Source organism: Streptomyces sp. NPDC126497 (assembly GCF_040302425.1).
In the GTDB taxonomy this organism is placed as follows: Bacteria; Actinomycetota; Actinomycetes; order Streptomycetales; family Streptomycetaceae; genus Streptomyces.
This window is the reverse complement of record NZ_JBEORT010000008.1, coordinates 1-20,164: the sequence shown is the minus strand read 5'-3', so window position 1 is coordinate 20,164 and position 20,164 is coordinate 1. Positions and strand designations below refer to the sequence as shown.

Here is a 20,164-nt window from a genome sequence, read left to right as displayed (position 1 = left end):
GACATCGGTCAGACGGTCCTTGCCCGGCGCCACCGCAGGCACCACGTTCGGCAGGATCCTGCCCGGACGGGCCTGCTTCTCTACCCCTCCTCCTCGACAGCATGGGTGTGCCGGGTGACGGGGACGTCGACGGCTTGCCTCATGGTGGGTGGCGGGGGTGGTCCAGGCCGGGCGGGGACGCCTCGCACGCCCTTGGGAGGCCGTGGTGCTTGCTGGGGAGTTCGAGGGGCGGGGGTGAGGTCGCTGTCATCGAGCCGCAGGGTGAGCAGCGGCCCGTCGAGGATGCCCGTGTCGAGTACGGCCCCGGTGTGGCGCGCTGTCGCTTCCAGTACCGGGACGAGGCCGGGGAACTCTTCGCCCGATGCGTCGAGCCGCCCCTGCACCGCATCCCACCAGGGATGTGGAGGACGCGGTTTGGTGCCGGCGGCGCCCGGCTCGAACCGCTCGGCACACTGTCCGTCCCGCCAGTACGCGAAGCCGTTCATGCCGTCCCCGCCTCGCAGTACGCTGAAGGTCTCCGTGTCGCGGGACAGCGCGGACAACGGGCCGGACATGCACCCCATGACCCCGTGGTCCTCAAAGCAGAACGACCAGTCACCCGCCCGCCCTGCCCGCAGTACCGAACCCTCCGGCAGGTCGCCACCGGCCAGCTGGGCGGCCTGCTGCCGGGTGAGGAGCCGAGCGGTGCGGGCGTCGGCTCCGTAGCGGGCGAGCACTTCCTCAGGAGTGATGCCACAGGTGATGGTCACGCACCACATCACGGCGCGCGGATCCCCGGCCCATGCCCATGGCCCGGTGGTGGAGTTCTTCACTGGTGCCCCTCGGGGTTTGCCGGGCGGGGCCCCGGACATCATGTTCGGGGCCCCGGCGTAGTGCTGCTGTCTCCTCTGTCACTCGATGACGGAGACGTTGTACTTCTCGATGTCGGGGATGCGCGCGCTCTTCACGAGCGCACCGTACTTGCCGCCGGCAGACGAATTGGCCTCCCCGGAGACATGAGCACGCACGCACGGCTCTTCATAGGTGAACGGCTTGTCAGTCCGAGCCGGATGGATCCACCACTCCCCGTCCTCGTACCGCGGGATGATGTCGGCGCACAGAGCGCCGTCGGTCCCTCCCTCAAGGGAGCCGGCGAAGGGGAACTCGTCACATGTGTCCCCCGGAACTTCATCGTACATATGCACGAACGAGTCGCTGCTTCCCTCCTCGCAGGTCCGCTTCCGGTTGGCTGTGTTGAGGCCGTCCGCCCGAGTCAGCGGGGCCCAGTCGCGCAGGCGGCCCTGAGCGAAGCTGTAAGCCGCCGAAGCCGCAGCGTGCTTCGGATCGGACAGCGAGTATGCGAGGCCGGCGCGAATGTCGGAGAAGACGCAGCCGGGTGTGGTGAGCTCGGCGTCGCAGCGAAGATCGGCCTGGTACGGGAGCTCCCAACCGACGTTCGGCTTGGTGGGGGTGGTGCCCGTCGCGGTGATGTACATGTGGCATTTGGTGCGGATGTTGTCCCGCATCCCGGAAGCCGGATTGCTGGTGCAGGTGACCGATCCGGATGCCTCTGCGCCCTGGACGAGGGTTTTCGTCCCAGTCCAGGGGCGGGTGTTGGTCGGGGAACAACTCGACTCGCTAGGGCCTCTCGTTTGGATCAGGTCGGCCGCGACCGACGGTGCGTCGTGGCCGACCCGAGCGGGGCTTGGTGCGTGCAGATGCAAGGCGGAGGAGGGCGCCAACGCGGAGCGTTGGCAACTGACGACAACGCGGCAGATGCGCGTGCCAAGCCCCGCGACGCCGACATGATCCAAACGAAAGGCCCTAGGCCGCTTGGCCCGCCGGGTGGAAGTTGATGCGTTCACTGATGATGGGGAAGCCGGCCTTGGCGAAGTTCGCGGCCATGGGGAAGTTGCCCTGGTCCGTCGCTCCGCTGACGAACTCCGCGCCCTGTTCGACGAGGAAGTGGGTGCATTCCGCGAGGAGGTCGTAGGCGTAGCCGTGACCGCGCTGTTCCGGGACGACTCCGATGAAGCCGATGGTCGGTCCGGAGGGGTTGTGGGCCGGGATGTGGATGCCGGCCAGGTCACCCTCTGGCGTGTGCGCGATCTGCCACCACGCCCGTGGGGAGGGGCACCAGTGGAAGAAGTCGAGTTCCTCCTGGGCGGCCTGGTCGAGGCCGCCCTCCTCGATGGCCCTGAGCGCGTGGGCGTCCAGGGTGGCGGAGTGGATGCGGCGCAACGCGTCGAAGAACACGGTGTCGTCGGGTTCGGCGCTGAAGCGCAGGCGTCCGGGCCGCTCGGGCAGACCTCGCTCCGGGGTCCAGCGGTACAGGAAGCGTTCCACCAGGAGTTCGTATCCGGCGGCTCGTGCGGCGGCGAAGCGCGCCTCGGCGGCGGATCGCAGGTCGGGCTTGTCCCGCCAGCCGCCGGGCAGGTTGATCTCGAGTTCGACCTGCCAGGGAGCGGAGCGCAGGAGCTCGGCCCCGGCCTCCTCCTCGCCCTCGGCCACGTCGAACCAGTTGATGTTGACGGGCTCCGAGTCATCGGGGCCGCCCCACCACGCGCCGCGTGCGACGACCTCGCCGTCGCGCAGGGCGACGCGCTTCCAGTCGGGGCGGAACCGGGTACGCCGATGGCCTTCACGGGCGCCCAGGGGGTCGGAGAGTGCGTCGAAGAGATGCGCGTCGCTCGCGGAGAGCGCGCGGATGACCGCGTCGGTCATGGATTCCTCCGGGATACAGGCTGCTTGGAGCGCTCCCGGTCAGAATTCACGAACCACGCCGGGACAGCGGAAAAGGGAGCGCTGGAAAGGTGTGAACCGCACGGCACTCGCCTCCTTCCATCCGTCTCAGGGCGTGGAGCCACACACTAAGTGATCCACCGCGGGCCCGTCCACGGATTTCCTACGCCCTGACCCGCGATTGATGTGGTCAAGCGTTCCCTGTGCTGAGTCTGCAAGTGGACCTGCTCCTTGGGCTCGGGCATCCACGGGAGGCAGGAGGGATCCGGTCCTGGCTCGCAGCGAACGGTTTCCGTCCCGACTCGTGAGAACGGATCGGTTCGCGGCCGCGAACCGGGGCCTACGCGACCCCGGAATCCGTCCGCCCGGGATCCCGGAACGCCGTTGGGCGGACGACGTCGCGGGAGAGGATGCCCCTCATGACGGTTGAAGGCCCCTCCATCGACCCCACCAGGCCCAGCATCGCCCGCGTCTACGACTACCTGCTCGGCGGCAAGGACAACTACGCCGTCGACCGGGAGGTCGGCGACGTGTTCTTCCGGGACCTCCCCGGCTCGGTGGCCGTCGCCTTCGCCAACCGCGCGGCCCTGACCCGGGCGATCGCGCAGATCGTGACGACCACCGGCGTGCGGCAGTTCATCGACCTGGGCAGTGGTCTGCCGACCGCCGACAACGTCCACCAGGTCGCGCAGCGGCACGCCCCGGAGTCCCGGATCGTGTACGTCGACAACGACCCCCAGGTGCTGGTCCACGGCTGTGCGCTGCTGGAGCAGAACGACCGGACCCGGGTCGTCCGGGCCGACGTACGCGACCCCGAAGGCATCCGCACCCACCCGGACACCCTGGAACTGATCGACTTCGACCGCCCCGTCGCCGTCGTCCTCAGCGCCGTCCTCCACCACGTCAACGACGCGGAGGACCCGGCCGGCATCGTCCGCCACTGGCGCGACCACGTGCCCTCCGGGAGCCACTTCTTCGTCAGCCACTTCCGCTCCGGCGACAACCCGGAGACCGCGGAGGCCGAACGGGTCCTCCAACAAACCTTCGGCCGCGGCCGGTGGCGCACCGACCAGGAGATCGCCGCCCTGCTGGACGGCCTGGAGATCCTCGACCCCGGCATCGTCCCCGCACCCCTGTGGCGTCCCGACACGGCCGCCGACCCGTGGAGCGCCGACGGCGCGCAACGGGAACTCACCGTCTGGGAACGCCTCATCGTCGCCGGGCTCGCCCGGAAGGCGTAGCGGCCCGACGAGGGGCGACGTCCGGCCGCACCACGCGCCCCGGCGCACCGGAGCCCCGCTCCACCCGACCGTGCGCCGGCTTCCTGGACGACACCGGCGGCGGGAAGGCCGCCGCCCCGCGTGCGGGCCACGGCTCGAGGAGTAGGACGATGGTCCCTCTCCCTCCCCGGGGGACTGGTGGCGATGATTCAACGATGATCGGTCTTCACCAGTTGGCTGCCTTCTGCTCGATGTCCCTGCTGCTGTCCGCGATCCCGGGGCCGAGCGTGCTGTTCGTCGTCGGCCGGGCCCTGGCGCACGGGCGCCGGGCGGCGCTGGCCTCCGTGCTGGGCAACGCGCTCGGCGGCTACGCCCTCGTCGTCGCCGTGGCGTTCGGGGTGGGGAACGTGGTGGCGAGGTCGGCCCTCGCCTTCGGCGTGATCAAGATCGCCGGGGCCGCGTACCTGGTCTTCCTCGGTGTCCAGGCGCTCCGGCACAGCCGCACGCCTGCCCCGGAACCCGGCGCCGCGCGGGCCGTCGCCCGCGGAACGCTCCGGCAGACGTGGGAGGGGTTCACCGTCGGGGTGACGAACCCCAAGAGCATCGTCTTCCTGACGGCCGTGCTCCCGCAGTTCGTCGACCGGGACGCGGGTCACGTCGTCGGGCAGATCCTGCTCCTGGGACTGGCCGGGGCACTGCTCCAGCTGGCGTCCGACAGCGTCTGGGGACTGGCGGCCTCCGCCGCGCGGTCCTGGTTCGGCCGTTCCCCGCGCCGGATGTCGCTCGTGGGCGGTGCCGGCGGCATGGCCATGATCGGGCTCGGCGTAACGGTCGCCGCCACCGGCCGGGCGGACCAGGGGTGTTGACCACGAGCGTCGTGGACAGGGGCAGGAGCGCCCTCCGCCGCCGCGATCGTGGTCGGGGGATTCCGTGCCGACGCCGGTGCGGGACCGGTCGCCGCGTGAAAGGGGTGGGCGGGGCCCGGGCCGCCGGACACTGCGGACCGTCCGCACACGATGCTGAGCCGGCCTTGCTTCTCAGGCATACGATGTTGCCCATGACGCAAGAAGACGGAGATCTGGACAGCCTCGTGCGCAAACGCATCCGCGCCCTGCGGGTGGCGCAGGGCTGGTCCCTGGAGGAGCTGGCCTCCCGCGCCCACCTCAGTCAGTCCTCGCTGAGCCGCATCGAGAACGGCCGCCGCCGCCTCGCGCTGGACCAGCTGGTCACCCTCGCCCGCGCCCTGGGCACCACACTCGATCAGCTCGTGGAGACCGCCACCGAGGACGTCGTCACCAGCCCGACGATCGACGGCGCCCACGGCCGGATGCGCTGGACCGTCAAGGCCGACCCCGGGATGAGCGTGGTGCGCCAGCGCATGACCGAACCGCCCCCCGAGAACCCGGCGCGGATGCGCGCCCACCCGGGGCGCGAATGGCTCGTCGTCCTGTCCGGCACGGCGATCCTCGTGCTCGGTCACCGCCGCTTCCGCCTCGAGACCCATCAGGCCGCCGAGTTCCCCACGATGATGCCGCACGCGATCGGCGCCGACGGCGGACCCTGCGAGATCCTGGGCATCTTCGACCGCGAAGCCCGCCGCGGCCACCAGAGCGACAGCGGCGACGTCACCCGGGACGCTCCCGGGTGACGGTGGAACCACGCGACGGCCCTCCCCGGCGGTGGCCCCTTGCGCGTCGGGCAACGCCCCCGCCCCTCGTCTTGCGCAAACCGGGACGCCTCGTGCCGCGGGCGCATACCCGTCCTAGCGTGAAGGGCATGAGCCACACCCACACCCACACTCCCCGCCACGGCGCTCCGCACGGTCACCACCACGCGTGCGCGGCGGACGACCAGGCGGAGATCCTCGACCTGGACGCCGAGGTCCTCGCCGAGCACACCGCCTCCCTCACCGCATGGCTGCCGCTGCGGACCGCCCCGCACCACATCGTGGACCTGGGCTGCGGCACGGGCGCGGGCACCTTCGCCCTCCTCGACCGCTTCCCCGACGCGCACGTCACCGCCGTCGACGCCTCCGCCGAACACCTGGGGCGTCTGCGCGTCAAGGCGCGCACCCTCGGCGTCGAGGAACGCGTGCGCACCGTGCGGGCCGACCTCGACGACGACGCCTGGCCCGGCCTCGGCTCACCGGACCTGGTCTGGGCGTCGGCCTCGATGCACCACCTGACCCGTCCCGACCGCGCACTGCGCGCCGTTCACGGTGCGCTCGCGCCCGGCGGCCTGTTCGCCGTCGTCGAACTGGCCGGTCACCCCCGCTTCCTGCCCGAGAACGCCCCCGAGGACCGGCCCGGTCTGGAAGAGCGCGTCCACGCCGCGGCCGACCGCCGCCAAGCCGCGCACCTGCCCCACCGCGGCGCCGACTGGGGCCCGATGCTGACCGCCGCCGGATTCACCGTCGAGGGGCAGCGCACCGTCGCCGTGCGCCTCGAGGGCTCGCGCGGTGGAGCGGTCGGCCGCTACGCCACCGGTGTCCTGCGGCGCGTCCGCGGCGCCGTCGCGGACGCGCTCCCCCCCGAGGACCTCACCGCGCTCGACCGGCTCCTCGACACCGGCGGCCCGCACAGCATCCTGCGTCGCGAGGACCTGACGGTACGCACCGAGCGCACCGTCTGGGCCGCCCGCCGCACCTGACCCCGGACGGTTCCGCCCGCCGGAGCGGGCCCGCCAGCGAGTTCAAGGCGGCCCAGTGCTTCTTCCTCGACCCCGTCCCGACGGAAGTCCGGGGGGCAAGAGGGACAGCCGCGTCCTCACGGACCAGCGTGCCCGGACACTTCCTCAGCCCTGAGGATTCCCCGATTCCGTTGAGGACGCGGGCGGCGTCCGCCCCCGCGGCGGACCGTCGAGACGGCCTGTCGGTGAGGGAACGCGCGGGGTGGGAGCGCCCCCTGAGGGCCGGCGTCCGCGCGTCGGCCGGTGCACGCCTGCACCCCGTCGAAGCGGGGTGGCGGGGCGCGGTACCCCGGCGCCTTTCCCCCGGTGTCGCCGAAAAGGCATCAAGACGTCACGGAAGTGCCTACTCTCGTCTCTGAGTTGCTCAGTCGTGTGATCGGCAAAAAAAAGGGGGGAGGGCGCGATGGATCCCATCGTGGTGTCGGCGGGGTCGGCCTTGGTCGCCGCGATGGCCACGGACGGCTGGGAGCGGGCCCGAGCGGCCCTGGTCTCGCTGTGGCAGCGCGTGCGCCCGGAGCAGGCGGGCACCGTCGGGGCGGAACTCGCCACCGTCCGCGCCCGGCTCCTCATCGCCCGGAACGCGGGGGACACCGACACCGAGGAGGCTCTGGCGGGCACCTGGCGGCTGCGGCTTCAGGAATTGCTGTCCGAGGACCCCGCCCTGGCCGACGAGCTGCGGCGACTGCTCGCCGAGGACCTGGCACCCGCGATGGCGGCGCACACGCGGGCCGACGGCGCGTCGACCGTGATCAATGCGAACGCCTCCGGGAATTCCCGGATGTTTGTGGCAGGACGCGACCAGCGCATCACAGGTTGAGCACGCCGGCGCCCGCCGTCGCGGAACCGTTCCGACCGGATGGACACGAGAAGCGATCCACCGCTTCGGCGCGGACGCCGGCCGGGATGACGTCCCCTGCTCGACGCACGCCCCGCTCCGTCCACCGTCGGAACGGCCCGCCCGGGAAGAGGAGCCGAGGTGTCGCATCCGCACGTGCCGAAGGAGACGCCGGACGACGGGCGTCCGCCGTCGTCGCACCGGCGCACCGGCGGCGCCGCTCCGCCCCCGGCCCCTTCCTCCGCGTCCGCGGGCGGTGAGGGCTCCCGAGTGTTCATCACGGCCGCGTCCAGCGGCTTCGGCCGCACCTACGTCGCCGCCGGGGACATGACGGTCCACGACGCGCCGGCCCCGTACCGTCTCACGACGTGGTCGGCCGAGCCGCCCGCCGTGCCGCCCGGACACGCCCGTGCCCGCCCCGGTCTGCTGCTGGGCCCGGGCCACGCGGTGGTGCCCTTCACCGGCCGTGGGACGGAACTGGAGAGCCTCCGCCGGTGGCGCGACGACGACTCCGGTCCCGGGCCGGCGGTCCGACTGGTGCACGGTCCCGGTGGGCAGGGCAAGTCCCGGCTGGCCGCGCAGGCCGCACGGCTGTGGTCGGCCGACGGATGGTCCGTGCTGGCCGCCCGTCACCGCCGGGACCTCTCCGCGTCGGCCGTCGGCGCCGAACCGGTGGCGGGCGCCCGCGGAACCCTGGTGGTGGTCGACTACGCCGAGCGGTGGGACCTGCCCGACCTGGTGACCCTGCTGAAGGACCTCCACGTACCCGGTGTCCTCGTCCGGGTGCTCCTGCTCTCCCGGTCGGCCGGCCAGTGGTGGGAGGTCCTCCGGTACCGGATCGACCGCGACCTGGGAGTGCTCGCGGACGCCCGGGAGCTCGGACCGCTCGCACCGCACCCGGTCCACCGGGCACACCTCTTCGAAGCGGCGCGCGCCGGTTTCGCCGAGCGGCTCGGTGTGCCGGACCCGGAAGCGGTGCCGCCGCCCGCGGCCCTCCTGCGGCACGAGGAGTACGGCTTGGTGCTCAGCGTGCACATGGCCGCGCTCACCGCCGTCCTCGCCCACCTCGACGGGACCGCGGCCCCCACGGAGCCCGCGGAGGTCTCCTCCTTCCTCCTCGCCCGCGAGCGCGACCACTGGCAGGAGCTGCACCGCGGGCTCGACCGCCTGTTCCCCACCGGCCCCGACACCATGGCCCGTGCCGTCTACACCGCGACGCTCACCGGTCCGCTCTCCCACCGCGCCGGCCTGCGGGCCCTGCGGAAGATCGGCGTGCACTCCGCCGCACCCGACCAGGTCCTCACCGACCACGGGCTCTGCTATCCCCCGACGGTGATCGGTACCGTCCTCGAACCGCTGCGTCCGGACCGCCTCGGTGAGGACTTCCTCGCGCTCTCCACCCCCGGACACACGTCCGCGTACCCGGCCGATCCGTGGGCGGACGAGGCGGTGGCGGAACTGCTGTCCGGTACCCCGCAGGACTCCGCCCTCGCCTGGGTCCCCCCGGCCCTGACCACCCTGATCGAGACCGCGCGCCGTTGGCCCCACATGGCCGAGCGACTGTGCCGGGTGCTCCGTGCGCATCCCTGGCTCGCCGTACGGGGCGGCAACGGCGTGCTCATCGCGCTGGCCGGACTCGACTTCCTCGACAGCGCCCTGCTGGAAGCGATCGGCGCCCACCTCCCCGTCGGCCCCAGCCTCGAGCTCGACGTCGGTGTAGCCGCGTTCGCCCAGCGCCTGACCGAGGACCGGCTGGCCCGCACCGACGACGCCGCGACCCGCGCACGGCTACGGACCGAACTGGGCGCCCGGCTGTCCTCGGCGGACCTCCATCGCCAGGCGGTGGTCGAATACCGGGAAGCCCTCGCGATCCACCGTCGACTCGACCCCGCCGACTACTCGCTCGACCAGGCCGAGGGGCTGTCGATCGCCCTCGGCGGTCTCGGCAACTCCCAGGCCGCGCTGGGCCGGTACGAGGAGGCGTTGACGAACACCACGTCGGCGGTCGAGGCCTACCGTGCGCTGGCCTCGGCTCTTCCCGCCACGCACGGGCCGGTGCTGGCGAGGGTCCTGGTCAACCAGGGCGGCCAGCTGTGGGAGGTGGGGCGGCGGCAGGAAGCGGTGAAGGCCACCGAGGAGGCCGTCGAGGTCTGCCGACCGCGGGACGACGAGCTGGTCACCCACGAGGCCGAGGCGGCCCGCGGCGCCGCGTTGGGCAATCTGGGCATGATGCTCCTGCAGACGGGCGAACCGGAGCGGGCACTCGCCGCCACCGCCGAGTCGGTGGCGATCCACCGACGACTCGTCGAGACCGATCCGGCCTCCCACCGGCCGGGACTGGCGGAGAGCCTGCATAGATACGCGGCGGTCCGCGAGGCGCTCCGGGCCGACACCGACCACGCGGCCGGCGCCGCGGCCGAGGCCACTGAGCTGTACACCGACCTGGCCGGTGTGCGACGGGACCGCTTCGCCGAAGCCCTCCACTCCAGCCGACGGCTCGAGGAACAGCTCGACGACACCTCGGCCCCGGCCGAACTGCGACGGGCCGCCCTCCGGCACGGAGTCCGCCACATCTCGGTGCCCCCCCGAGGGCGCACACGCCCTGGCGGCCGCCCTCCTGGTCCGTCGGGCGGACCGGTGCCTCACCGAGGAACGGTTCCCGGAGGGCCGTGACCTGCTCACCCAGGCCGTCGAGCAGTACCGGGTCCTCGCCGGGAAGGATCCGGAGTCGTACGGGCACGAGCTGGCGAACGCGCTGCACCTGGTCTCGCTCGCCGAAGCCAAGCTGGGAGAGTTCGGCCCGGCCCTGGCGCACAACGCGGAGGCGACCCGGCTCGTACGAACGCTCGGGCGGGCCGACCCGGCCGCCGCCCCCGCCCTGGCCGCCGTCCTCCTGGCGCAGGCGAGCATCCGCGTCACGGCGGGCACGGAACTCCCCCTGGCGTTCGAGCCCGCCCAGGAGGCGATCCGGCTCTACGAGGGGCTCGCGGAGCGGGCACCGGCCACGTTCGGACAGGAACTCGCCCTCGCTTATCTCCTCCTCGTCGACCTCCTGCACGGCACCGGCGACCACGCGAGGGCCGACGAGGTCTCCCGTGCCCTCGACGCGGCCCTCCAGGGCGAGCCGCCGGGCGGGCGCCCGCCCGGCACCTGACGCCCGGCCACCGCCCCGCACCTGTACGGATCGCGGCCGTGCGGGGACGCCGGTGCCCACGACAAAGACACGGACCGTGTCCGCCCTGCCGGTCGGCACCGCTTTCCCCACGCCGCGCGCCGGGGAGACCTTCTTCGACGGCCGGTACGCGCGCGAGGCGTTCCCCCAGGTCCCGAAAGGGCTCCGGCAGAACCTGCGGTTGCCGCTGGTGTGCGGCACCGCCGAACAAGGTTCTCGATGACCCGCGGCAGGACCGCACCCGGCGCTTCCTGCGGCGGATCGTGGAGGCGGACCGCCCGTGAGGGGCCGCGGCGGGTCCGGGAAGCGGGGCGGTGCCGTACTCCGGCACGGATCCAGGCTCTCACCGAGTTCCGCAACCGCATCGCGCTGCGCGAACCGGCCCCTGTCAATGTCAGTGGTGGTGTCTACTGTGCGCGCATGGACGAGAACCCACGGAATTCGATGAGGAACGTGGGCTCCCCCGCGGGGTCGGGAGCCGATGCGGAGCCGAAGGGGGTCGCGCTGTATCACGACATGCGGGTGGAAGAGGACTTCACCAAGTGCGCGACCCGCATCTTCTCCATCCTCAAGAAGGCCGCGGCAACCAGTCCCGGCGCTCCGCGCCACCTCTACCTCGATGTCCAGGGACACCGCAATTCCGCCGGCGGCTACGACGCCGATGCCTTGGAGATCATCCAGGACTTCCTGCTGGGATTCCTCATCCCGTATCTAACGGAGATCAGTACACCGCTCTACCGGGCGAGGAACCCCGAGCCACAGCGGGAGGACGTCCCCGATGTCCTGAACATACGCGACCCCGACCGCGCAAACGCCTACGACCACCGCGAGCTGCGTGTACGCAACCGGGACGGCCGACCCGACCAGCGCCGGTCCAGACCTCCGGTCCGAGCCATTGCCGACTACCTCGGTCTCGATGAGCCGATCTGCCTGATCTGCTGGCAGGCACCGGTGGAGAGAGCCCACGTAGTTCCGGAGTCCCTCGGCGGTTCCAACGATGTGCGGAACTTCGCCCTCCTCTGTCCGCGTCACCACCGTGAGGCGCCCGATGTCGCGGACGCTGAAGCGTTCTGGTCCTGGGTCGACTACGCCTGCGAACGCGACGGGCATATGAAGTGGGAGGGTGTACCACCGGAGATGCTGGCGAAGGCGGAACTCGTCGGCCTCCACATCGAGACGTCCGGACCCGTGCGGAAGAGCCTGCGCCATTTCGACCGAGTCCGGGACGAACTCGTGCGTCACTACGGCTGGTGCCCGGAGGACTTCGCCGGCGGCTACCACTGGGGGGCACTGATGGATGAGTTCCACACCGTGATGGAGGCGGCGACCAGTACTCACTTCAACGTCGCCAAGAAGGCGTCCACCGAGGCATGGGCCTTCGAAGTGGCTCGCAGACGCCTGAGCGACGGGGCCGCTGAGCGTGAGGTCGGCGATGACCCGCCGGCGGTGTCGAGCCATCCGTCGGTCGAACTGTCGGAACGGACGGTGCGCAAGTCGCCGAGCCATGGTGACGCGCGGAGTCTGGTCGATGCCGCGCGGCGGGCCGAGATCGCGATCGAGGCGGCGGCACTCGTGCGCGACATCATCGCTTCCACGGGGGTTTCCAGTGCCGCGGAGGTGCTGCGGGGCATCAAGGAGGAGGTCGCGGACCGCACGGCACAGTTCGAGAGGCTGGCTGATGAGGTGACGGGGCATGCGGTCTGTCGGTACTGTGGTCACGCGATAGCCCGGATCGGGGACGCTCCCTGGCGCCATAGTGCTGCGGCGCCCATGTCCCGTGGCTGCCGGGCCGCCAGCTTCGACCGGGACGGCACCTGGGACGACTCCCTCGACCGGGCGTGGAAGGCGACTCCGCCGAAGACGTATCGGTGAGCTGTCCGTGGATGTCGTGACCCCGAGGAGTCCCCAAGCCTTCTCGTCGGCGGGGCCGACTTCACCGCCGTTCAGCAGATCCGCCCCCGCCGAGAGCCGAGACCGGGTCGGACACACCTGCTGACCAAGCTGCTGTGCTGCGACGTCTGCGGGCGCCGCATGGGCCCCCACTGGGTCCGTCGGCACTCCGGTCACGCCGCCACGGCCACACCAGCGCCACCCGCCCCCATCCGGCACGTACACCGAACGCCTCCATACGCGAAGACCAGGCGCTTCCCCACCCCGCCCTGCACCTGCGCCTCATCAGCCACATCAACACGCCCGGCTGCGGTCCCGGCCACCGGTCCGGCGTCGCCTCCTCCCACGATCGAGCAGGCCATCGCCCACCTCCGCGACCAGGAGATCACCCCGGTCCACGACTCCGCGCCCAGGACCCCGGCCGCGGACGCACCCCGAGCAGGAAGGATCAGCATCGACTGACGAGCCACGGGGCCGGCGGACATCGGAGGAAGGAGGAGACCGGGGAGAAGGACCGAACGCGGAACACCCGCCCCGGCCGGAAGCCGATGCGGGTGCCGATCGTCCCTGCCCGGAAAACGGGCCACGTGGGGCGCTTGTGTGTCCGAGGGGGGACTTGAACCCCCACGCCCGATAAAGGGCACTAGCACCTCAAGCTAGCGCGTCTGCCATTCCGCCACCCGGACTAGGTGTCTGCCGCCTCGGCGGGGTGTTCCCCCGTGGCGACATGGACAACCATACCAAGGTTTCGCAGCGCCTTTCACCTGCGTTTTCCGTGCCTCCGGGCGGTGGTGGGCGGGGTGCACGGTGCGTGTCCGGGCGGTCACGTGCACCGGGACGGGAGCCCGCGCGGCGGCGGCCCTTCCCGCGGGTGGCGCGGGGAGGGCCGGCGCCGTTCGGCCGGCCGGCCCGGCGGGTCGGCCGGCCGGGCGGGCGGTCAGCGGCGCCGCTTGCGCAGGGCCGCCAGGTTGTCGTAGCTGATCTTGGCCTCGCGCAGCGACTGCGCGGGGTCGGTGGCGCTCGGGGAGTTGTCGTCCTCGACCATCGGGTTGTGGTAGTTCCGCTGCCCGACGCGGGAGAAGAACGTCGTGTAGTCGATGACGCCCGTGCCGAAGGGCACCATGTCGTAGCCCATGCCGTTGGTGGTGCTGACGACGCCGTCCTTGGCGTGGAACAGCGGGTAGCGCTTGTTGTGGCGGGCGACCAGGCCGGCCGGGTCGAAGACGTTCTTCCTGGTCGAGCCGTCGTGGGCGGTGTACGTGTGGAACTTGTACTGGGCGACGTGCGCCCAGAAGATGTCCATCTCCAGCCAGACGAGCCTCGGGTCCGTGACCTTGAGGAAGTACTCCAGCTTGCGGATGCCGGAGCTGCGGGTGGGGCGGCCCTGGTCGTCCAGCGGGCCGCCGTCGAGCAGGAAGCCGTAGGCGCTGTCGTGGTTGTGGGTGTAGAGCTTGACGCCCTCGCGGCGGGCGATCTCGCCCAGGGCGTTCCACTTGTCGGCGGCCACGTCCCAGTCGGCGCGGTAGGGGCTGCCGGTGGGGTCGCCACCGGTGCCCATGTGGTCCATGCCGAGGATGTTGGCGATCTCCAGGTGCTTCTTGAAGGTGTCCTTGTCCGCCGTGGTCAGCGGCCAGGAGGACGGGATGAAGCCGTGGTTGCCCCGGGCGCGCAGACCGTAGTCGTCGAGCCAGCGGCGCAGCAGCCTGGCGCCCGCCACGGATTCCAGGCTGGCGCCGCCGGGGGCGTTGGCGTGCTGGTTGTAGCCGGCGAACTCCACCTGGCGGTAGCCGTGGCGGGCCAGCTGCTTGAACACCTCGCGGAAGCCGGAGGGCAGGTCACTCGCGAGCGGGTCGCGGGCGGTGGCGTCGCGGACGGTGTAGAGGATGATGCCGCGCTTGTGCGGCGGGACGAGCACCTGCCCGCGCCCGTGTCCGTGGTCGTGGTCGTGGCCCCCGCCCCGGCCGTGGGCCAGGGCGGGGGCGGCGCCGAGGACGGGGGCCGCGACGGCTCCGGCCGCCACGGCCGTGCAGGTGCTGAGGAAGCGGCGCCGGTCCACGCCGAGGGCGCGGCGCAGTCCCTCGTCCGGGGCGTCGGCGGCGGTGGCCTCGGTGCGGGAGGGGTCGGAGTACGGGGTCACGAGTGGCCTGCCTTCTCGGTCGTGGCCGGCTCCGGTGCCGCCGGGACCGGCCGTTGTCAGTGCCGTGTGTTTCACTCTCGGTAGTCGGATCTCGGGTGCCGTGCCGGGTGGTGCGTCAGCCGAGTCCGGCGAGCCGGAGCAGGAGTTGTTTGACGTCGGTGGCCGCGACGCGGTCGCCGAGGGCGTGGGGGGTGGAGCAGATGAGGAGCGGACCGTCGTCGTCGCTCGCGGGGAGGCGGCCGTGGCTGCCGCGAATAGGTGAGGGGTCCAGGGGCACGACCGCCATGCGGTAGCGCATGCCGAGCTTCTTGCGCGCCAGTGCGGTGGCCGCCTTGACCTTGACGTAGGGGTCGAGGGGATCCATGAAGAGCTCGACCGGGTCGTAGCCGGGTTTGCGGTGGATCTCGACGAGCTGCGCGAAGTCGGGCGCGCGGTCGTCGTCGAGCCAGTAGTAGTACGTGAACCAGGCGTCGGGTTCGGCGACGGCGACCAGCTCGCCGGCGCGCGGGTGGTCGAGGTGGTGGGTCTTCTTGCCCTCGTCGTCGAGGAGCTGCTCGATGCCGGGCAGTCCGTCGAGGGCGGCGCGGGTGGCGTCGAGGTCCTCGGGGCGGCGCACGTAGACGTGGGCGAGCTGGTGGTCGGCGACGGCGAAGGCGCGGGAGGCCATCGGGTCGAGGTATTCCATGCCGTCCTGGGTGTGGACCTCGAGGAGGCCGGCGCGGCGCAGGGCGCGGTTGATGTCCACGGGCCGGTTCACGCGGGTGATGCCGTACTCGGACAGGGCGACGACGGTACGGCCCTCGGCGCGGGCGTCGTCGAGGAGCGGGGCCAGGGCGGCGTCGAGGTCGGCGGCCGCCTGCAGGGAGCGCGGGTCGTCGGGGCCGAAGCGCTGCAGGTCGTAGTCGAGGTGAGGGAGGTAGCACAGGGTCAGGTCGGGGTGGCGGGTGCGCATGATGTGGCGGGTGGCGTCGATGATCCACTGGCTGGAGACCAGGTCGGCGCCGGGGCCCCAGAAGTGGAACAGGGGGAAGGTGCCGAATTTCTCGGTGAGTTCGTCGTGCAGGGCGGGCGGGCGGGTGTAGCAGTCGGGTTCCTTGCGGCCGTCGGCGTAGTAGACGGGGCGGGGGGTGACGGTGATGTCGGTGTCGGCGCCCATGGCGTACCACCAGCAGATGTTGGCGACGGTGTAGCCGGGGTGGGCGCGGCGGGCGGCGTCCCAGAGCTTGTCGCCGGCGACGAGGCCGTTGTGCTGCCGCCACAGCAGGACGTCGCCGAGTTCGCGGAAGTACCAGCCGTTGCCGACGATGCCGTGCTCCGAGGGCGTGGTGCCGGTGAGGAAGGTGGACTGGGCGGCGCAGGTGACGGCGGGCAGGACGGTGCCGAGCGGGGCGCGGGAGCCGGACCGGCCGAGCGCCTTGAGGTGGGGCATGTGGTCGAGGAGACGGGGGGTGAGGCCCACGACGTCGAGGACGAGCAGGGGGGTGGGGTCGGTCATGGCAGTTCCTTCAGGCCGAGGTCCGTCAGGAGGTCGCGGGCCAGGGTGAGTTCGGCGGCGATGCCGTCGGCGAGCTGGGTGCGGCCGCGGGGGCGCAGCTCGGGCGGGAGGGCCTGCCAGGTGTAGGTCTCGACCTCCAGGTGGCGGGTGAGGGGGTGCGGGCCGCCGACGAGCCGGGTCAGGGCGGACTTCAGGACGGGCAGCGTGGAGGTGAGGGGCGCGGTGGGGGCCGCGTGCAGGGGGACGTGGAAGTGGGCGCGCCAGGGCGCCGTGTCGGGCAGGGCGCCACCGGCCAGGGCCTCGTCGAGGTCGTCGGTGCCGCGCAGGCCGGCGGGGGTGGAGGTGCGGGTCTGGTGCAGGAAGCGGGGTTCGGCGAAGGCGGCCAGGGCCTCGCGGACCTCGGGGAGGTGGGGCTGTTCGGCGTGCAGGGCGGCGGAGAGCTGGGACTTGACCACGGGCACGCCGGCCCGGGTGAGGTCGTCCAGGGCGGTGTGCGGGTCTTCGAAGGAGGTGGCGAGGTGACAGGTGTCGACGCAGACGCCGACGCGGTCGTGGGCGATCGCGGTGAGCGGGGCGATGGCGTCGCGGGTGGTCTCGACGACGCAGCCGGGTTCCGGTTCCAGGGCGACGCGGATGGAGCGTCCGGTCAGTTCCTGGAGGGCGTCGAGGCGTTCGGCGAGGGTGCGCAGGGCGGCGTGGGCCGTTTCCGCCCGCTGTTCGTCGTGGGCGGTGCGCCAGGCCAGGGGCAGGGTGGAGATGCTGCCGTCGGTGACGTCGTCGGGGAGGAGTCCGGCGAGGACGCGGGCCAGGGAGGTGGTGTGCTCCAGGCGCTCGGGGTCGGCCCAGTCGGGTCTGTAGACGCGGTACTTGACCTCCTCGGCGCCGAAGCCCTCGTAGGGGAAGCCGTTGAGGGTGACGACCTCCAGGCCGCGCCGGTCGAGTGCGCAGCGCAGTCCGCGCAGGGCGGCGGGGTCGGTGACGAGGGCGTGCGCGGCGTCCTTGGCGAGCCACAGGCCGATGCCGAGCCTGTCGCGGCCGAGGCGGCGGCGGACCGGTTCGCAGTGGTCGCGGAGCTGGGTGAGGACACCGTCCAGGGTTTCGGCGGGGTGCACGTTGGTGCAGTAGGCGAGGTGGACGGTGGAGCCGTCGGGGTGGCGGAAGCGCATGGCTCACGCCTCCGTGGCGGGGGCGCCGGCCGGCTGTGGCTCGTCTCTCGGTGCGCCGCGCAGGATGGAGTTGCCCTCGTGGGTGGCGTCGGTGGCGTCGACGTCGAGGTTCAGGCGGCCGCTGAGTCCGTAGAAGGCGACGGGGTTGCGCCACAGCACCCGGTCGACGTCGTCCTCGGTGAAGCCCTCGGCGAGCATCAGGTCGGCGACCTTGCGGGTCTTGAGGGGGTCGCTCCTCCCCCAGTCGGCGGCGGAGTTCACCAGGACCCGCTCGGGGCCGTGGGCGCGCAGGATCGCGACCATCCGTTCCTCGTCCATCTTGGTGTCCGGGTAGACGGAGAAGCCGAGCCAGGCGCCGCTGTCCTTGGCCTCCTTGACGGTGGTCTCGTTGAGGTGGTCGACCAGGACCCGGTCGACGGGGAGCGCGGACTCCTCGACGACGTCCAGGGTGCGGCGCAGTCCCGCGAGCTTGTCGCGGTGCGGGGTGTGCACCAGGGCGGGCAGGCCGTGGTCGGCGGCGAGCTGGAGCTGGGCGGCGAGGGCGGTGTCCTCGGCGGGGGTCATGGAGTCGTAGCCGATCTCGCCGACGGCCACCACGTTGTCCTTGACGAGATAGCGGGGCAGCGCGTCGAGGACGGGCGTGCAGCGGGGGTCGTTGGCCTCCTTGGGGTTCAGGGCGAGGGTGCAGTGGTGGGCGATGCCGTACTGGGCGGCGCGGAAGGGTTCCCAGCCGAGGAGGGCGTCGAAGTAGTCAAGGAAGGAGGCCGGGGAGGTGCGGGGCTGGCCGAGCCAGAAGGAGGGTTCGACGACGGCGCGGACGCCCGCGGCGTACATGGCCTCGTAGTCGTCGGTGGTGCGCGACGTCATGTGGATGTGGGGGTCGAAGATGCGCATCAGGACTCCTTGCCGTGGGGGTCGTCCGTGCCGTGCGGCGGGGTGGCGGGGGCGGACCCGGTCAGGGCCAGGGCGCGGTGCAGGTCCTCGGGGACGGGGCGGCCCGCGGCGGCGCGTTCCGCGGCGTAGTCGCGGAGCATGCGGGCGAGTTCGCCGTCGCCCCGGGCGCGTCGGTCCAGGTCCGCCACGTGGTCGAGGGCGACGCCGGTGAACAGGCACTTCAGGACCGCGTGCCGCCAGGCGTGGGCGTCGAGGTGCCGGGCGGCGTAGGGGCCGAGGGCGGCGGCGACCAGCCGGGTGTCGTTGGTGCGCAGGGCGTCCTGGACGAGCGGGAGGGCGTCGGGGCCGTCGGGCAGGAGGTGCGGCAGGGCGTGCAGGACGGCGCGGCGTTCGTCGGCGGTGCCCTGGAAGTAGACCCGGGTCAGGGTGTCGGCGTCGGCGCGGGCCGCGTGCAGGACGAGGACGCGGGCGGCGTCGGCGTGGGCGGGGCCGCAGCGGCGGCCGGCCTCGGCCAGGCGCAGCTCCCACACGGAGATGGGCCCGTGGGTGCCGGGGTGGGCGGCGGCCTCGTCCAGGGCCTGGTCGAGCCAGGCGCGGGCGGCTCCGCCCAGCCGCTCGTCGAGGCGGCGGCGCAGTTCGGCGGGCGGGGTGAGGGCGGGGGTGGTGCCGTCACCGGGGGTCGCCGGTCCGCCGGTGGTGTCCGCCTCCGGGGTGGCCGGTGCGGCGTGCGGGCGGGTCATGGGGTTCTGCTCCCTTCGGGGGTGGCGGAGGGATCGCCGTGCGGTGGGGCGGAGGGGGCGGCGGTCGCCGCGCGCCCGGCGGCGCGGCGCAGGAACGGGAGGGAGTGGGCGGCGAAGTGGGGGCCCGCGTGGGAGTGGCGGGGCAGTTCGACGACGGTCAGGCCCTGGTAGCCGGTGGTGGCGAGGGCTGCGAGGAGGGGCGGGAAGTCGATCTCGCCGTCGCCGAAGGGGAGGTGTTCGTGGACGCCCCGGCGCATGTCCTCGATCTGGACGTGGCGCAGCCAGGGGGCGGCGTCGCGTACGCAGTCGGCGGGCGGGAGGGGTTCGAGGCACTGGCAGTGGCCGAGGTCCAGGGTGAGGCCGAGGGGCTCGGGGTCGCCGAGCGTGCGGCGCAGGTGGTGGAAGTCGGCGAGGGTGGCGAGGAGGTGGCCGGGTTCGGGCTCGACGGCGAGGGGGACGCCGGCGGCGGTGGCGGCGTCCAGGACGGGGGTGAGGGTCTCGGCGAGGCGTTTCCAGGCGGTGTCCTCGTCGGTGCCGTCGGGGACGGTGCCGCTGAAGCAGTGCACGGCGTGCGCGCCGAGGTCGGCGGCGACGCGGACCGCCCGCAGGAGGAGGTCGACGCGGCGGGCGCGGTCGTCCGGGTCGGGGTCGAGCAGCGAGGGGCCGTGCTTGCGGCGGGGGTCGAGCACGTAGCGGGCGCCGGTCTCCACGGTCACGCCGAGCCCGAGCCGCTCCAGCCGGTGCGCCACCCGGCGGGTGCGGGCGACGAGGTCGGGGGCGAGCGGGTCGAGGTGCATGTGGTCGAGGGTCAGGCCGACCCCGTCGTAGCCGAGGTCGGCCAGGAGGGCGAGGGCGTCGTCGAGGCGGAGGTCGGCGAGGCCGTTGGTGCCGTAGCCGAAGCGGAGGGGGGTGCGGGTGCCCTGGTCCGGGTTCCGGCTCACGTGATGCTCACCTTCCTCATGGCGGCCCTCCTCGCGAACATCCGGCCGGCCGGGGCCAGGGCCGCGATCAGGAGGGGGGTGACGGTCGCGCCGGAGCGGGCGGCGAGTGCGGCCTGGAGCGGGACGGTGGCGCGGATGCCGCCGCCGACGGCGCGCTGGGTGAGCGGGGCCGGGCCGCTTCTTCAGGCTGAACTTCAGTGTCAGCTTGCGCTCCTGGCGCGAACCGGTCCTCAATTCCGGCCCGCCCCGTCGCGCACCCCCGCGC

17 protein-coding genes, 1 tRNA gene and 1 pseudogene are annotated in these 20,164 nt (G+C 72.6%); 8 read left to right on the top strand and 11 right to left on the bottom strand.

Going from position 1 to position 20,164, the window contains the following annotated elements:
* Positions 1-80 precede the first annotated feature (80 nt).
* From ABTY20_RS06790 to ABTY20_RS06780, 3 genes are all read right to left on the bottom strand, one after another.
* Positions 81-758, bottom strand: coding sequence for a DUF6461 domain-containing protein (locus tag ABTY20_RS06790; protein ID WP_351995973.1), 678 nt, complete (start codon positions 756-758; stop codon positions 81-83).
* A 132-nt stretch (positions 759-890) separates the two neighbouring features.
* A complete protein-coding gene (locus ABTY20_RS06785) occupies positions 891-1,475 on the bottom strand; it encodes a NucA/NucB deoxyribonuclease domain-containing protein (protein ID WP_351995897.1) in 585 nt (194 codons plus the stop codon).
* A 328-nt stretch (positions 1,476-1,803) separates the two neighbouring features.
* A complete protein-coding gene (locus tag ABTY20_RS06780) occupies positions 1,804-2,703 on the bottom strand; it encodes a GNAT family N-acetyltransferase (RefSeq protein WP_351995896.1) in 900 nt (299 codons plus the stop codon).
* A gap of 428 nt (positions 2,704-3,131) precedes the next feature.
* On the opposite strand from ABTY20_RS06780, the gene ABTY20_RS06775 reads away from it, so the two are divergent.
* The 8 genes from ABTY20_RS06775 to ABTY20_RS06740 all read left to right on the top strand — a co-directional run bounded on the left by ABTY20_RS06775 (position 3,132) and on the right by ABTY20_RS06740 (position 12,508).
* Complete coding sequence (locus ABTY20_RS06775) at positions 3,132-3,962, top strand: SAM-dependent methyltransferase (protein WP_351995895.1); 831 nt, start codon at positions 3,132-3,134, stop codon at positions 3,960-3,962.
* Between the two features lie 194 nt (positions 3,963-4,156).
* On the top strand, positions 4,157-4,807 hold the full coding sequence (locus ABTY20_RS06770; protein ID WP_351995894.1) for a LysE family translocator: 651 nt from the start codon (positions 4,157-4,159) through the stop codon (positions 4,805-4,807).
* A gap of 182 nt (positions 4,808-4,989) precedes the next feature.
* Positions 4,990-5,589 carry a helix-turn-helix domain-containing protein gene (locus ABTY20_RS06765; protein ID WP_351995893.1) on the top strand — a complete coding sequence of 200 codons (600 nt, stop codon included), beginning with the start codon at positions 4,990-4,992 and terminating at the stop codon, positions 5,587-5,589.
* A gap of 128 nt (positions 5,590-5,717) precedes the next feature.
* Positions 5,718-6,590 (top strand): class I SAM-dependent methyltransferase, encoded by an 873-nt coding sequence (locus ABTY20_RS06760; protein WP_351995892.1) that lies wholly within the window; start codon positions 5,718-5,720, stop codon positions 6,588-6,590.
* Positions 6,591-7,032: 442 nt separating this feature from the next.
* The gene (locus ABTY20_RS06755; RefSeq protein ID WP_351995891.1) at positions 7,033-7,446 is read left to right on the top strand and encodes a hypothetical protein; all 414 of its coding nucleotides are present in this window, start codon (positions 7,033-7,035) and stop codon (positions 7,444-7,446) included.
* Between the two features lie 159 nt (positions 7,447-7,605).
* Positions 7,606-10,137 (top strand): tetratricopeptide repeat protein, encoded by a 2,532-nt coding sequence (locus ABTY20_RS06750; RefSeq protein ID WP_351995890.1) that lies wholly within the window; start codon positions 7,606-7,608, stop codon positions 10,135-10,137.
* 557 nt (positions 10,138-10,694) lie between these two features.
* The gene (locus ABTY20_RS06745; protein ID WP_502991755.1) at positions 10,695-10,859 is read left to right on the top strand and encodes a hypothetical protein; all 165 of its coding nucleotides are present in this window, start codon (positions 10,695-10,697) and stop codon (positions 10,857-10,859) included.
* Positions 10,860-11,056: 197 nt separating this feature from the next.
* The gene (locus ABTY20_RS06740) at positions 11,057-12,508 is read left to right on the top strand and encodes an HNH endonuclease (protein WP_351995889.1); all 1,452 of its coding nucleotides are present in this window, start codon (positions 11,057-11,059) and stop codon (positions 12,506-12,508) included.
* Between the two features lie 619 nt (positions 12,509-13,127).
* Here ABTY20_RS06740 and ABTY20_RS06735 read toward each other — a convergent pair.
* The 8 genes and pseudogenes from ABTY20_RS06735 to ABTY20_RS06700 all read right to left on the bottom strand — a co-directional run.
* Positions 13,128-13,212, bottom strand: a tRNA-Leu gene (locus tag ABTY20_RS06735).
* 251 nt (positions 13,213-13,463) lie between these two features.
* Positions 13,464-14,663, bottom strand: a complete 1,200-nt coding sequence (locus tag ABTY20_RS06730; protein WP_351995888.1) for a sugar phosphate isomerase/epimerase family protein — start codon at positions 14,661-14,663, stop codon at positions 13,464-13,466.
* 115 nt (positions 14,664-14,778) lie between these two features.
* Positions 14,779-16,158 carry an alkaline phosphatase family protein gene (locus ABTY20_RS06725; protein WP_351995887.1) on the bottom strand — a complete coding sequence of 460 codons (1,380 nt, stop codon included), beginning with the start codon at positions 16,156-16,158 and terminating at the stop codon, positions 14,779-14,781.
* The gene (gene eboE, locus ABTY20_RS06720; RefSeq protein ID WP_351995886.1) at positions 16,155-17,324 is read right to left on the bottom strand and encodes a metabolite traffic protein EboE; all 1,170 of its coding nucleotides are present in this window, start codon (positions 17,322-17,324) and stop codon (positions 16,155-16,157) included. Before eboE ends, ABTY20_RS06725 begins: the two co-directional genes overlap by 4 nt.
* A gap of 3 nt (positions 17,325-17,327) precedes the next feature.
* On the bottom strand, positions 17,328-18,218 hold the full coding sequence (locus ABTY20_RS06715) for a TatD family hydrolase (RefSeq protein ID WP_351995885.1): 891 nt from the start codon (positions 18,216-18,218) through the stop codon (positions 17,328-17,330).
* A complete protein-coding gene (locus ABTY20_RS06710) occupies positions 18,218-18,958 on the bottom strand; it encodes an EboA domain-containing protein (RefSeq protein WP_351995884.1) in 741 nt (246 codons plus the stop codon). The genes ABTY20_RS06715 and ABTY20_RS06710 overlap by 1 nt, the downstream gene beginning before the upstream one ends.
* A complete protein-coding gene (locus tag ABTY20_RS06705; RefSeq protein ID WP_351995883.1) occupies positions 18,955-19,899 on the bottom strand; it encodes a sugar phosphate isomerase/epimerase family protein in 945 nt (314 codons plus the stop codon). Before ABTY20_RS06705 ends, ABTY20_RS06710 begins: the two co-directional genes overlap by 4 nt.
* Positions 19,896-20,066, bottom strand: a pseudogene (locus tag ABTY20_RS06700) (SCO3242 family prenyltransferase); the annotation flags it as partial. The gene ABTY20_RS06705 and the pseudogene ABTY20_RS06700, both read right to left, overlap by 4 nt.
* Positions 20,067-20,164 lie beyond the last annotated feature (98 nt).

Excerpts from the sequence above, each read along its gene's own strand:
- ABTY20_RS06790 (WP_351995973.1), bottom strand. The coding sequence starts at position 758 with ATGTGGTGCGTGACCATCACCTGTGGCATCACTCCTGAGGAAGTGCTC.
- ABTY20_RS06785 (WP_351995897.1), bottom strand. The coding sequence starts at position 1,475 with ATGTACATCACCGCGACGGGCACCACCCCCACCAAGCCGAACGTCGGT.
- ABTY20_RS06780 (WP_351995896.1), bottom strand. The coding sequence starts at position 2,703 with ATGACCGACGCGGTCATCCGCGCGCTCTCCGCGAGCGACGCGCATCTC.
- ABTY20_RS06775 (WP_351995895.1), top strand. The coding sequence starts at position 3,132 with ATGCCCCTCATGACGGTTGAAGGCCCCTCCATCGACCCCACCAGGCCC.
- ABTY20_RS06770 (WP_351995894.1), top strand. The coding sequence starts at position 4,157 with ATGATCGGTCTTCACCAGTTGGCTGCCTTCTGCTCGATGTCCCTGCTG.
- ABTY20_RS06765 (WP_351995893.1), top strand. The coding sequence starts at position 4,990 with ATGTTGCCCATGACGCAAGAAGACGGAGATCTGGACAGCCTCGTGCGC.
- ABTY20_RS06760 (WP_351995892.1), top strand. The coding sequence starts at position 5,718 with ATGAGCCACACCCACACCCACACTCCCCGCCACGGCGCTCCGCACGGT.
- ABTY20_RS06755 (WP_351995891.1), top strand. The coding sequence starts at position 7,033 with ATGGATCCCATCGTGGTGTCGGCGGGGTCGGCCTTGGTCGCCGCGATG.
- ABTY20_RS06740 (WP_351995889.1), top strand. The coding sequence starts at position 11,057 with ATGGACGAGAACCCACGGAATTCGATGAGGAACGTGGGCTCCCCCGCG.
- ABTY20_RS06725 (WP_351995887.1), bottom strand. The coding sequence starts at position 16,158 with ATGACCGACCCCACCCCCCTGCTCGTCCTCGACGTCGTGGGCCTCACC.
- eboE (WP_351995886.1), bottom strand. The coding sequence starts at position 17,324 with ATGCGCTTCCGCCACCCCGACGGCTCCACCGTCCACCTCGCCTACTGC.
- ABTY20_RS06715 (WP_351995885.1), bottom strand. The coding sequence starts at position 18,218 with ATGCGCATCTTCGACCCCCACATCCACATGACGTCGCGCACCACCGAC.
- ABTY20_RS06710 (WP_351995884.1), bottom strand. The coding sequence starts at position 18,958 with ATGACCCGCCCGCACGCCGCACCGGCCACCCCGGAGGCGGACACCACC.